Annotated in this window: 6 protein-coding genes and 1 pseudogene; 6 read left to right on the forward strand and 1 reads right to left on the reverse strand. The window is 73.2% G+C overall.

Annotation, left to right across the window (positions count from 1 at the left end; all coding sequences use genetic code 11):
- Positions 1 to 63 precede the first annotated feature (63 nt).
- A complete protein-coding gene (serC, locus tag J2Z30_RS26930) occupies positions 64 to 1,182 on the reverse strand; it encodes a phosphoserine transaminase (RefSeq protein ID WP_044573708.1) in 1,119 nt (372 codons plus the stop codon).
- A 350-nt stretch (positions 1,183 to 1,532) separates the two neighbouring features.
- Here serC and J2Z30_RS26935 point away from each other — a divergent pair, with 350 nt between their 5' ends.
- From J2Z30_RS26935 to J2Z30_RS26960, 6 genes and pseudogenes are all read left to right on the forward strand, one after another.
- A complete protein-coding gene (locus J2Z30_RS26935) occupies positions 1,533 to 4,403 on the forward strand; it encodes an FAD-binding and (Fe-S)-binding domain-containing protein (RefSeq protein ID WP_044573711.1) in 2,871 nt (956 codons plus the stop codon).
- A 248-nt stretch (positions 4,404 to 4,651) separates the two neighbouring features.
- Positions 4,652 to 5,431: pseudogene (locus J2Z30_RS26940) on the forward strand (TIGR03084 family metal-binding protein); the annotation flags it as partial.
- Positions 5,432 to 5,787: 356 nt separating this feature from the next.
- Positions 5,788 to 7,419, forward strand: a complete 1,632-nt coding sequence (locus tag J2Z30_RS26945) for an acyclic terpene utilization AtuA family protein (RefSeq protein WP_245388503.1) — start codon at positions 5,788 to 5,790, stop codon at positions 7,417 to 7,419.
- 79 nt (positions 7,420 to 7,498) lie between these two features.
- A complete protein-coding gene (locus J2Z30_RS26950) occupies positions 7,499 to 9,097 on the forward strand; it encodes an acyl-CoA carboxylase subunit beta (RefSeq protein ID WP_044573715.1) in 1,599 nt (532 codons plus the stop codon).
- 121 nt (positions 9,098 to 9,218) lie between these two features.
- Entirely contained in the window at positions 9,219 to 11,168 is a 1,950-nt protein-coding gene (locus J2Z30_RS26955; RefSeq protein WP_044573718.1) for an acetyl/propionyl/methylcrotonyl-CoA carboxylase subunit alpha, read from the forward strand.
- A gap of 175 nt (positions 11,169 to 11,343) precedes the next feature.
- Positions 11,344 to 12,504 carry an acyl-CoA dehydrogenase family protein gene (locus J2Z30_RS26960; RefSeq protein ID WP_044573721.1) on the forward strand — a complete coding sequence of 387 codons (1,161 nt, stop codon included), beginning with the start codon at positions 11,344 to 11,346 and terminating at the stop codon, positions 12,502 to 12,504.
- Positions 12,505 to 12,599 lie beyond the last annotated feature (95 nt).

Below are 12,599 nucleotides of genomic sequence, written 5' to 3' on the forward strand. Positions count from 1 at the left end.
GCGCGCGAAGGGGCCCGCGGCCGATCATCGGCCGCGGGCCCCTTCGCGTTCGGGGCAAGCCCCTCAGAGGTGCTCGATGACGTAGTCGACGCACGCCGTCAGGGCCTCGACGTCCGCCGGGTCGACGGCCGGGAACATCGCCACCCGCAGCTGGTTGCGGCCCAGCTTGCGATACGGCTCGGTGTCCACGATGCCGTTGGCCCGCAGCGCCTTGGCGACCGCGGCGGCGTCGATCTCCTCGTTGAAGTCGATCGTGCCGACGACCTGCGACCGCTTGGCCGGGTCGGCCACGAACGGGGTGGCGAACTTGGACTCCTCGGCCCAGCCGTACAGCGTGCGCGAGGAGGTCGCGGTGCGGCGCACCGCCCAGTCCAGACCGCCCTGGCCGTTGATCCACTTCAGCTGGTCGTCCAGCAGGAAGAGCGTCGCCAGTGCCGGGGTGTTGTACGTCTGGTTCTTCAGCGAGTTGTCGATCGCGGTCGGCAGGGAGAAGAACTCGGGGACGTGCCGGCCGGAGGCGTGGATCCGGGCGGCGCGCTCCAGCGCGGCGGGCGAGAAGACGCCGATCCACAGGCCGCCGTCCGCCGCGAAGGACTTCTGCGGCGCGAAGTAGTAGACGTCCGTCTCGGCGATGTCGATCGGCAGACCGCCCGCCCCGGAGGTGGCGTCCACCAGCACCAGCGCGCCATCGTCGGCGCCGGCCACCCGCTGGATGGGCATGGCGACACCGGTGGAGGTCTCGTTGTGGGTGAAGGCGTAGACGTCCGTGCCGCTCTCGGCGCGCGGCTCCGGGTGGGTGCCGGGGTCGGAGGTGATCACCGTGGGCTCCTCCAGCCACGGCGCCAGCTTCGCCGCCTTGGCGAACTTCGAGGAGAACTCGCCGAAGGACAGATGCTGCGACTTGGAGTCGATCAGTCCGTGGGTCGCGATGTCCCAGAAGGCGGTGGAGCCGCCGTTGCCCAGGATGACCTCGTACCCCTCCGGGAGTTGGAAGAGCTCGCGCACCCCTTCGCGTACGGTGCCGACCAGGTTCTTGACCGGGGCCTGGCGGTGGGAGGTGCCCAGCAGGGAGCTTCCGGTCGCGGCCAGGGCGCTCAGCGCCTCGGTGCGCACCTTGGAGGGGCCCGAGCCGAAGCGTCCGTCGGCGGGCTTGATGTCATCGGGAATCCGGATCTCAGCCACGAGCCGAAGCCTAATCCGTCGGCCGCCGCGGTCCGACCGTCCGTCCAGCGGTTGAGACGGTATGTCCACATCCTGTTGACGCGCGAGGATGTGCCGGTATAGGGGCTCGATCGCGGACATGGCGGCCTCAAGGCGGCCATGCGGGCCATGCGGGCCATGCATGGCGGCCATGGAGCGGCCATGAGGCGGCCGTGAGGCAGACCGTGCGCCGAAGCCGTGAAGCATCCGTGTACGAGCCATGCACAGGCCATGCACAGGCCATGCACAGGGCCATGCATGCTGACCATGAAGCGGCCATGAATCGGAATTGGACATTCTCAACGGCCGCCTCGCCGTGGACCATGGAGGGCATGGCTGATCACCAGGCAGACGAGCTGGAGCAGGCGCTGCGACGAGCCGTTCGCGGGGACGTCTCCTTCGATACGGCGAGCCGGGCCCTGATGACCATGGACGCGTCGAACTACCGGCGGGTCCCCGCCGGAGTGGTCGCGCCCCGCGACGGCGACGATGTGGCGGCGGTGCTGGCCGTGTGCCGGGAGCGCGGGGTGCCGGTGGTCCCCCGTGGCGGCGGGACCTCGATCGCGGGCCAGGCCACCGGGCTCGGCGTCGTCCTCGACTTCACCCGCCATATGCGCGGCATCCTCTCGCTCGACCCCGAGCGGCGCACCGCAGTCGTCCAGCCGGGCGTGATCTGCGACGACCTCCGTACGGCGGCCGGCGCCCATGGGCTGACGTTCGGCCCCGACCCGTCCACCCACAGCCGCTGCACCCTCGGCGGCATGATCGGCAACAACTCCTGCGGCTCCCACTCCGTGGCCTGGGGCACCACCGCCGACAACGTCCACGAGCTGGACGTCCTCACCTACGGCGGGGAGCGGGTGCGCGCCGCCCAGGGCCTGCACGACCTGCCCGCCCGGCTCCGCGACGGCATACGGTCCCTGGCCGGCCAGCATCTGGCCCTGCTCCGTACCGGCTTCCCCGAGCTGCCCCGCCGGATCTCCGGCTACGCCCTGGACGAGCTGCTGCCCGAGAAGAACGCCGACCTCGCCCGTGCCCTCACCGGCAGCGAGGGCACCCTCGGCGTGGTGACGGAGGCGACCGTAAGGCTGGTGGAGGTGCCCGGCGCCCGCGCCCTGGCCGTGCTCGGCTACCCCGACGAGAGCGCGGCGGCCGAGGCCGCGCACACCCTGCTGCCGTACGGTCCGCTGACCGTCGAGGGCATGGCCGCCGATCTGGTCGCCGGGACGACCGGGCTGCCCAAGGGCGGCGCCTGGCTGTTCGTGGAGGTCGGCGGCGCCACCCGTGAGGAGGCGTTCTCCCGCGCCCAGGAGGTGGCCCGCGCCGCCGCCGAGGCCACCACGGACCACACCGTGGTCGCCGACCCGGCCGGGCAGCGCGCCCTGTGGCGGGTGCGTGAGGACGCCTCCGGGACCGCCACCCGACTGCGTATTCCGGGTAGGGCCGAAGGCAGCGAGGCCTGGCCCGGCTGGGAGGACTGCGCGGTGCCGCCGCCCCGGCTCGGCGCGTATCTGCGCGACTTCCGCGCCCTGATGGCCCAGCACGGGCTGCGCGGCACTCCGTACGGACACTTCGGGGACGGCTGCATCCACGTCCGTATCGACTTCGACCTGCTGACCGAGCCCGGCATCCGGGTCTTCCGCGCCTTCTCCGCCGACCTCGCCGATCTCGTCGTCGCGCACGGCGGCTCGCTCTCCGGCGAACACGGCGACGGCCTGGCCCGTGCCGAGCTGCTGCCGCGCATGTACGGGACGGAGATGGTCGGCCTCTTCTCCCGCTTCAAGGACCTGTGGGACCCGGAGGGCGGCCTCAACCCCGGCGTCCTGGCCCGCCCCCAGCGCCTGGACCAGAACCTGCGCTTCGATTCGCTGCCGAGGCGCCCGGTGGACGTCGAGTTCGGCTATCCGCACGACAAGGGCGACTTCTCGGCGGCCGTCCGGCGCTGTGTGGGCGTCGCCAAGTGCCGTAACGAGTCGGTGTCCGGCGACGGCGTGATGTGCCCGTCGTACCGCGCCACCGGCGAGGAGAAGCACTCCACGCGCGGCCGCGCCCGGCTGCTGCACGAGATGCTCGCGGGCGAGGTCGTCAAGGACGGCTGGCGCTCGGAGGAGGTACGGGACGCGCTCGACCTGTGCCTGTCCTGCAAGGGCTGCCGCAGCGACTGCCCGGTGGAGGTCGACATGGCCACCTACAAGGCGGAGTTCCTGCACCACCACTACGAGGGCCGGCTGCGCCCCGCGGCCCACTACTCGATGGGCTGGCTCCCGGTGTGGCTGCGCGCGGCGTCCCTCCTGCGGGCGGCCCCGGCGGCCAACGCGCTGGCCGGGGTGAGCCCACTCGCCACCCTGGCCAAACGCCTGGGCGGCATCGCCTCCGAACGCGACATCCCGGAACTGGCCCACGAGCCCTTCACGCGGTGGTGGCGCGACCGGGTCCGCGAGGCGGCGCGCGAAGCGGGGGCCGGGGCCGGATCGGGATCGGGACGGTCCGGGCACGGACAGACCGTCGTCCTCTGGCCCGACACCTTCACCAACCACCTCTCCCCGTCCGTCGGCCGGTCGGCGGTCGCCGTGCTGGAGGCGGCCGGGCTGCGGGTGGTCGTCCCGCCGAAGCCCGTGTGCTGCGGGCTGACCTGGGTCTCCACCGGCCAGCTCGACCGCGCCCGCACGGTCATGCGGCGCACCCTGGACGTCATGGCCCCGGCCCTGGACGCCGGGCTCCCGGTGGTCGGCCTCGAACCCAGCTGCACCGCCGCCCTCCGCACCGACCTCCCCGAACTCCTCACCACCGACCCGCGCGCCGCGCGCCTCGCCGAGTCCGTCTCGACGTTCGCCCAGGCATTGGAGCGGTACGCCCCCGACTGGCGGCCCCCGAGGATCGACCGCCCCGTCGTCGGCCAGACCCACTGCCACCAGCACGCCGTCCTGGGCGACACCGCCGAACGCCGCCTCCGCGAACGCGCCGGCCTTACGGGCACCTTGAGCGGCGGCTGCTGCGGCCTCGCGGGCAACTTCGGCTTCGAGAAGGGCCACTACGAGGTCTCGGCGGCCTGTGCCGAGGAGCAACTGCTGCCATCCGTAAGGGCCGCGGAACCCGGCACCGAGGTCCTGGCGGACGGCTACTCCTGCCGCACCCAGCTCACCCAGCTGGCGGGCCAGAAGGGCCGCCACCTGGCCGAGATCCTGGCGGACCGGCTGCCGTAGGACGAGCCGGTCGCGGTTGCCGGGGGCTGGTCGGCCGAGCCACACACCTCATCGAGCCGACCGGCCCACTATTGGCGCGCCCTGACGGACCGTTTCAACCGGCTGAATCATGCAAGCGTGCTTGATTGTTTCTCGTCGCGCTGCCACCCTCGCTCGACGAGAGCACTCGAGGCAATCGAAGCACTCGAAGCACTCGACGAGGGCAAGAGAAGGCCGACACCCGACAGACTCGACGACGGGAGCGACGCGTGTCCGAGACGGAGGCTCTGCTCGGCGACCTGCGGGCGGAGGGGGACGAGTTGGACGGCCTGGTGGCCGGGCTCGGGGGCGCGGAGTGGCGGATGGCGACGCCCGCGCCCGGGTGGACCATCCTCCACCAGATCGCCCATCTCGCGTGGACCGACGAGCGGGCCGTACAAGCCGCCGAGGACGCCCAGGGGTTCGCGGACGAGGTGCGCCGGGCGTGGGCCGCGCCGGACGCGTTCGTGGACGAGGGCGCAGAGCGTGGCGCGGCCGAGCCGCCCGAGGTGCTGCTGGGCCGCTGGCGCGAGGGGCGGGAGCGGTTGATCCGGACGCTGGCCGCGCAGCCGCCGCGCGCCCGGCTGCCGTGGTACGGGCCGCCCATGAGCGTGATGTCGATGGCGACCGCCCGGCTGATGGAGACCTGGGCGCACGGCCAGGACGTCGCCGACGCCCTGGGTGTGCACCGGGCCCCCACCGCCCGGCTGCGCCATGTGGCCCGGATCGGCGTCCGGGCGCGGGGCTACGCGTACGCGGCGCGGGGGATGGAGCCGCCGGCCGAGGAGTTCCGCGTCGAACTCACGGCTCCGGACGGTGAGGTGTGGGCGTACGGGCCGGAGGGCGCCGCTCAGCGGGTCACCGGGCCCGCGCTGGACTTCTGTCTGCTGGTGACCCAGCGAGCCCACCGCGACGATCTGGCCGTGCGCGCCGAAGGGCCGGACGCGGACCGCTGGCTGGACATCGCCCAGGCGTTCGCGGGGCCGCCCGGCAAGGGACGCGCTCCGGGGCAGCGGACGGAGTACCCGGTGGGTGGCGACGACGGAGGCGGCCCCGCAGGCCCCGCCTCGCGGAGTGGCGCCTCGGCAGGCCCCGCGCCGCGGAGCGGTGCCTCCGCAGGCCCCGCGCCGGAGAGCGGTGCCTCCGCAAGCGCCGCCTCGCAGAGTGGCGCCCCCGCAAGCGCCGCCTCGCGGAGTGGCGCCTCGGCAGGCCCCGCGCCGCGGAGTGGCGCATCCGCAGGCCCCGCCCCGCAGAGCGACATCCCCGGACACCGCCCCGGAGGTGCCGCGTGACCCCTCCGCCCCGTCCCCTCCGTATCGGCAACGCCTCCGGCTTCTACGGCGACCGCTTCGACGCGTTGCGCGAGATGCTCACCGGCGGGCCCCTGGACGTGCTGACCGGTGACTACCTCGCCGAGTTGACCATGCTCATCCTGGGCCGGGACCGTGCCAAGGACCCGGCGCGGGGCTATGCCACGACCTTTCTGCGCCAGCTCGAGGACACCCTGGGGCTCGCCATGGAGCGCGGCGTACGGCTCGTCACCAACGCGGGCGGGCTCAACCCGGCCGGGCTGGCGGACGCGATCCGCGAGCTCGCCGAGCGGCTCGGGATCGGCTGCCGGGTGGCCCATGTCGAGGGCGACGACCTCCTCGGCGCCCGCGACTGGGGGCCCGGCGTGGTCACCGCCAACGCGTATCTCGGCGGCGCCGGGATCACGGCCTGTCTGCGCGGTGGCGCGGATGTGGTGGTCACCGGGCGGGTGACGGACGCCGCGCTGGTGACGGGCCCGGCCGCCGCGCACTTCGGATGGGCCGCCGACGACTGGGACGCGCTCGCCGGAGCCGTGGCCGCCGGGCACATCCTGGAGTGCGGTACCCAGGCGACCGGCGGCAACTACTCCTTCTTCGCCGAGCACGACGTGCGCCGCCCAGGCTTCCCCCTCGCCGAGCTCCACCCCGACGGCTCCAGCGTGATCACCAAGCATCCGCACACCGGCGGCGCCGTCACGGTCGGGACCGTCACCGCCCAGCTCCTCTACGAGACGGCGGGCGCCCGCTATCCGGGCCCGGATGTCACCGCCCGGCTGGACTCGGTGCGGCTGGTCCAGGACGGCCCGGACCGGGTGCGCGTCCACGGCGTACGGGGCGAGGCGCCGCCCCGCACCCTCAAGACCGGGCTGACCCGGCTCGGCGGCCACCGCAATGAGGTGGTGTTCGTGCTCACCGGCCTGGACATCGAGCCCAAGGCGGCGCTCGTGCGGGACCAGATGGAGGGGGCGATGAGCAAGCGCCGCCCCGCCGAGGTCCGCTGGACCCTCTCCCGTACCGACCACCCCGACGCGGCCGTACAGGAGGAGGCGAGCGCACTGCTGCGGCTGGTGGTGCGCGACCGGGACCCGGCGGCGGTGGGCAGGGTGATCAGCGGCGCGGCCGTCGAACTGGCCCTCGCCAGCTACCCCGGCTTCCATGTCACTGCCCCGCCCGGAAAGGGCTCCCCTTACGGCGTCTTCGAGGCCGTGGAGACCCTGGCCGACACCGTGCCGCACACCGCCGTACTGCCGGACGGCTCCCGGCTGTCAGTTCCCCCGGCGCCCACCACGCCCGCCACGCCCGCCGCCGGCGGCCCGGTGGACGAGCCTGCGCTGCCGCCCCCGCTGCCGCCGGGCCCGACCCGCCGCGCCCCGCTCGGCGCGGTCGCCGGGGCCCGCAGCGGCGACAAGGGCGGCAGCGCCAATATCGGCGTCTGGGCGCGCGGCGAGGCCGCCTGGCGCTGGCTGGCCCACACCCTCACCACCGACCGGCTGCGGGAACTGCTCCCGGAGACGGCCGAACTGAACGTCACCCGCCATCCGCTGCCCCGGCTGCGGGCCCTGAACTTCGTCGTGGACGGCCTGCTCGGCGAGGGCGTCGCCGCGCAGGCCCGCTTCGACCCCCAGGCCAAGGCCGTCGGCGAATGGCTGCGCTCCCGCCATCTGGACATACCGGAGGTCTTGCTGTGACCCCCCGTTCCGGCCTCCGGGCCACAGCCGTTGGCGATGGGCCGCCCTCGCGCCGCCCGGACATACCGGAGGTATCGCTGTGACCGTACTCGCGTCCGCGCTCGACCCCGCAGGCGCCGACCACACGGCCCATCGGGAGGCGATGCTCGCCAAGCTCGCCGAGTTGGAGGGTGAGCACGCCAAGGCGCTCGCCGGGGGCGGTGAGAAATACGTCCAGCGCCATCGCAAGCGCGGCAAGCTGCTGGTCCGCGAGCGGATCGAGATGCTGCTGGACCCGGACACCCCCTTCCTGGAGCTGTCGCCGCTGGCCGGCTGGGGCAGCGACTATCCGGTGGGGGCCTCGATCGTCACCGGCATCGGGGTGATCTCCGGTGTGGAGTGCCTGATCAGCGCCAACGATCCGACCGTACGCGGCGGGGCCAGCAACCCCTGGACGCTCAAGAAGGCGCTGCGCGCCCATGAGATCGCCCGCGTCAACCGGCTTCCGGTGGTCAGCCTCGTCGAGTCCGGCGGCGCCGATCTCCCCTCCCAGAAGGAGATCTTCATCCCCGGCGGGGCGATGTTCCGGGATCTCACCCGGCTGTCCGCTTCAGGAGTCCCCACGATCGCCGTGGTCTTCGGCAACTCCACCGCCGGAGGCGCGTACATCCCCGGAATGTCCGACCACGTGATCATGGTCAAGGAGCGCTCCAAGGTCTTCCTGGGCGGTCCGCCGCTGGTGAAGATGGCCACCGGCGAGGAGAGCGACGACGAGTCGCTGGGCGGCGCCGAGATGCACGCCCGCACCTCCGGGCTCGCCGACTACTTCGCCGCCGACGAGCCCGACGCGCTGCACCAGGCCCGCCGGGTCGTCGCCCGCCTCAACTGGCGCAAGGCGCACTCCGATCCGGGGCCCGCCGAACCGCCGAAGTACGACGCCGAGGAGCTGCTCGGCATCGTTCCGAGCGATCTGAAGGTCCCCTTCGATCCGCGCGAGGTGATCGCCCGGATCGTCGACGGCTCGGACTTCGACGAGTTCAAGCCGCTGTACGGGCGCAGCCTGGCCACCGGCTGGGCCGCGCTGCACGGCTACCCGGTCGGGGTCCTGGCCAACGCCCAGGGGGTGCTGTTCAGCGAGGAGTCGCAGAAGGCCGCGCAGTTCATCCAGCTCGCCAACCAGCGCGACATCCCGCTGCTCTTTCTGCACAACACCACCGGCTACATGGTCGGCCGCGACTACGAGCAGGGCGGGATCATCAAGCACGGCGCCATGATGATCAACGCCGTCTCCAACTCCCGCGTCCCGCATCTGTCGGTGCTCATCGGCGCCTCGTACGGCGCCGGTCACTACGGGATGTGCGGCCGGGCGTACGACCCCCGCTTCCTCTTCGCCTGGCCCAGCGCCAAGTCCGCCGTGATGGGCCCGCAGCAGCTCGCCGGGGTGATGTCGATCGTCGCCAGGCAGTCCGCCGCCGCCAAGGGGCAGCCGTACGACGATGAGGCCGACGCCGCGCTGCGCGCCATGGTGGAGCAGCAGATCGAGTCCGAGTCGCTGCCGCTCTTCCTCTCCGGGCGGCTCTACGACGACGGCGTCATCGACCCGCGCGACACCCGCACCGTGCTCGGCCTGTGTCTGTCCGCCCTGCACACCGCGCCGGTCGAGGGCGCGCGCGGTGGCTTCGGCGTCTTCCGGATGTGAGTGAGGAACCCGTGAGCCGTGCCTGTTTGTCCGCCCGTTCGCTCCTCTCGTCCGCCGTGTTGGTGCGGGGTGTGCGTCATGGTTTCGCTTCGGCGTCTTCCTGCAGGGGAGTGAGGAACCCGTGATCCGTTCCCTGCTGGTCGCCAACCGCGCCGAGATAGCCCGGCGTATCGTCCGCACCTGCCGTGACCTCGGTATCGCCACCGTCGCGGTGCATTCCGACGCGGACTCCGACGCGCCTCACGCGCGCGAGGCCGACGCCGCCGTAAGGCTGCCGGGCGACGCCCCGGCCGACACCTATCTGCGCGGCGATCTCCTGGTGAAGGCGGCCCTGGCCGCCGGGGCCGACGCCGTCCACCCCGGCTATGGCTTCCTCTCGGAGCACGCCGACTTCGCGCGCGCCGTAAGGGCCGCGGGGCTGGTGTGGGTGGGGCCGGCGCCCGAGGCGATGGAGGCCATGGCCTCCAAGACCCGGGCCAAGGAGATCATGCGCAAGGCGGGTGTGCCGCTGCTCGATCCGCTCGACCCGGCGGAGGTCACCGCCCGCGATCTGCCCGTGCTGGTCAAGGCGGCGGCGGGCGGCGGCGGCCGGGGCATGCGGGTGGTGCGCGAACTGGCCGCGCTCCCCGCCGAACTCGACTCCGCCCGCGCCGAGGCGGCCTCCGCCTTCGGCGACGGCGAAATCTTCGTGGAGCCCTATATGGAGGGCGCCCGCCATGTCGAGGTCCAGGTGCTTGCCGACACCCACGGCACCGTATGGACCCTCGGCACCCGCGACTGCTCCCTCCAGCGCCGCCACCAGAAGGTCATCGAGGAGGCCCCGGCCCCCGGTCTTGACGGGGAACTGCGGCACACCCTGGCCGAGTCGGCGGCGAACGCGGCGCGTGCGATCGGCTACGAGGGCGCGGGCACGGTGGAGTTCCTGGTCTCGCCGTCGGGTCGGGCGTACTTCCTGGAGATGAACACCCGCCTCCAGGTCGAGCACCCGGTCACCGAGGAGATCCACGGACTCGACCTGGTGGCGCTCCAGCTGCGGATCGCGGAGGGGGAGCGGCTCGGCGCCGAGCCTCCGGTGCCCCGGGGGCACGCCGTCGAGGCGCGGCTGTACGCCGAGGACCCGGCGCGCGACTGGCGGCCGCAGACGGGGATCCTGCACCGGCTGGAGATCCCCGGGCTGCGGGTGGACTCCGGGCCGGACGGCGGAGACGTGATCGGCGTCCACTACGACCCGATGCTGGCCAAGGTCATCGCCGTGGCCCCCACCCGGGCCGAGGCGGTGCGGCGGCTGGCCCACGGGCTGGAGCGGGCCCGGATCCACGGCCCGGTGACCAACCGGGAGCTGCTCGTACGGGCGCTGCGCCACCCGGAGTTCGAGGCGGGCCGTATGGACACCGGGTTCCTCGAACGCCATTTGCCCGAGCTGACCGCTGACGCCCCCGATAACGATGAGGCGGTCCCGCTCGCCGCCCTCGCCGCCCTCGCCGCCGCCCTGGCCGACGCGGCGCGGCGGCCGCCGACCGTGGCCGGGCGGCTGGGCGGCTGGCGCAATGTGCCCTCCCAGCCGCAGCTGAGGAACTACCGCGCCGAACCGGACGGCACCGAGCACGAGGTGCGCTACCGCCTCACCCGTGACGGGCTGCTCGCGGAGGGCCTCTCCGAGGTCCGGCTGCTGACCGCCGAGCCGGGGCGGGACGTCGAGCCGGCTCGGGTCGTCCTCGATGTGGCCGGGGTCCGGCGGACGTTCGAGGTGACGGCCTATGGGGACCGCCGCTATGTCGACACGCCCCAGGGCGGCCATGTGTTCACCGCACTGCCCCGCTTCCCCGACCCCACCGCCCGCACCGAACCCGGCTCGTTGCTGGCGCCCATGCCGGGCACGGTGGTGCGGGTGGCCGAGGTGGCGGTCGGGGACCGGGTCGAGGCCGGACAGCCCCTGCTGTGGCTGGAGGCCATGAAGATGGAGCACCGCGTGACCGCGCCCGCCGCCGGGGTGCTCACCGCCCTGCACGCCGTCCCCGGCCGCCAGGTCGAGGTCGGAGCCCTGCTCGCCGTCGTGGCGGCGGAGGAGTGACCCGGCCCCGCGCACCGCACGGGCCGCACAGTCCGCGCAGCCGGCGCGGGCCGCGCGGGACCGTAACGGCCCGCGACGCAACGCATCACAGCCGGACCGCGCAACGCACCGCAAGGGGCCCGTACAGCACGGCGCACGTGGCCCGCACAACGCACGCACGTGGGAGGAGCCGTCCATGACCAGCCCGCACACGCCCGTGGACACCCCGGAGCGCGTGGCGCTCCGCGCCGCGGTGTCGTCCTTCGCCAAGGGACATGCCCCGGGCAGCCCCCAGGAGGGCGATGGGGCCGCCGAACTATGGGCCGAGGCAGGAAAGCTGGGCTATCTCGGCGTCAACCTCCCCGAGGAGTACGGCGGCGGAGGCGGCGGCATCACCGAGCTGTCCATCGTCCTGGAGGAACTGGGCGCGGCGGGCTGCCCGCTGCTCATGCTCGTCGTCTCGCCCGCCATCTGCGGCACCGTCATCGCCCGGTTCGGCACCGCCGGGCAGAAGGAGCGCTGGCTGCCCGGTCTGGCCGACGGCAGCATCACCATGGCCTTCGGCATCACCGAGCCCGACGCCGGATCCAACTCGCACCGCATCACCACCACCGCCCGCCGGGACGAGGGCGGCGGCTGGATACTCAACGGCCGTAAGGTCTTCATCACCGGTGTGGACAAGGCCGACGCGGTCCTTGTCGTCGGCCGCACGGAGGACGCCAGAACCGGGAAGCTCAAGCCCTGCCTGTTCATCGTCCCGCGCGGGACCCACGGCTTCTCCCACCACCACATCCCCATGGAGCTGGCCGCCGCGGAGAAGCAGTTCGAGCTGGTGCTGGACGATGTGACGCTGCCCGCCGACGCGCTGGTGGGCGACGAGGACGCGGGGCTGCTCCAGCTCTTCGCGGGGCTCAACCCGGAGCGCATCATGACGGCGGCGTTCGCGCTGGGGATGGGCCGCTACGCGCTCGACAAGGCCGTGGACTACGCCCGTACCCGCCAGGTGTGGAAGGAGCCCATAGGCGCCCACCAGGCGATCGCCCACCCCCTCGCCCAGGCCCATATCGAGCTGGAGCTGGCCCGGCTGATGATGGCGAAGGCGGCGTACCTGTACGACGAGGGCGATGACGCGGGCGCGGGCGAGGCCGCCAACATGGCCAAGTACGCGGCCGGGGAGGCCGCGGTGAAGGCGGTGGACCAGGCCGTGCACACCCTGGGCGGCAATGGCCTGACCGCCGAGTACGGGCTGGGGCGGCTGATCACGGCCGCCCGGGTGGCCCGGATCGCCCCCGTCAGCAGGGAGATGATCCTCAACTACGTCTCCCACCAGACCCTGGGCCTGCCCAAGTCGTACTGAGCGGGCCCAAGTCGTACTGAGTCGGCGCCGGGCCCGCTGAGCCGGCGCCGGACCCGCCGAAGTCGTAGGGAGCTCGTGGGTAGGGCAGAACGGAC

It is taken from the genome of Streptomyces iranensis (assembly GCF_017874715.1).
Lineage (GTDB): Bacteria > Actinomycetota > Actinomycetes > Streptomycetales > Streptomycetaceae > Streptomyces > Streptomyces iranensis.

What these genes read in the sequence shown, in the direction of transcription:
- J2Z30_RS26935 (WP_044573711.1), top strand. Translation starts at nt 1,533, where the DNA reads ATGGCTGATCACCAGGCAGACGAGCTGGAGCAGGCGCTGCGACGAGCC.
- J2Z30_RS26945 (WP_245388503.1), top strand. Translation starts at nt 5,788, where the DNA reads ATGCTCACCGGCGGGCCCCTGGACGTGCTGACCGGTGACTACCTCGCC.
- J2Z30_RS26960 (WP_044573721.1), top strand. Translation starts at nt 11,344, where the DNA reads ATGACCAGCCCGCACACGCCCGTGGACACCCCGGAGCGCGTGGCGCTC.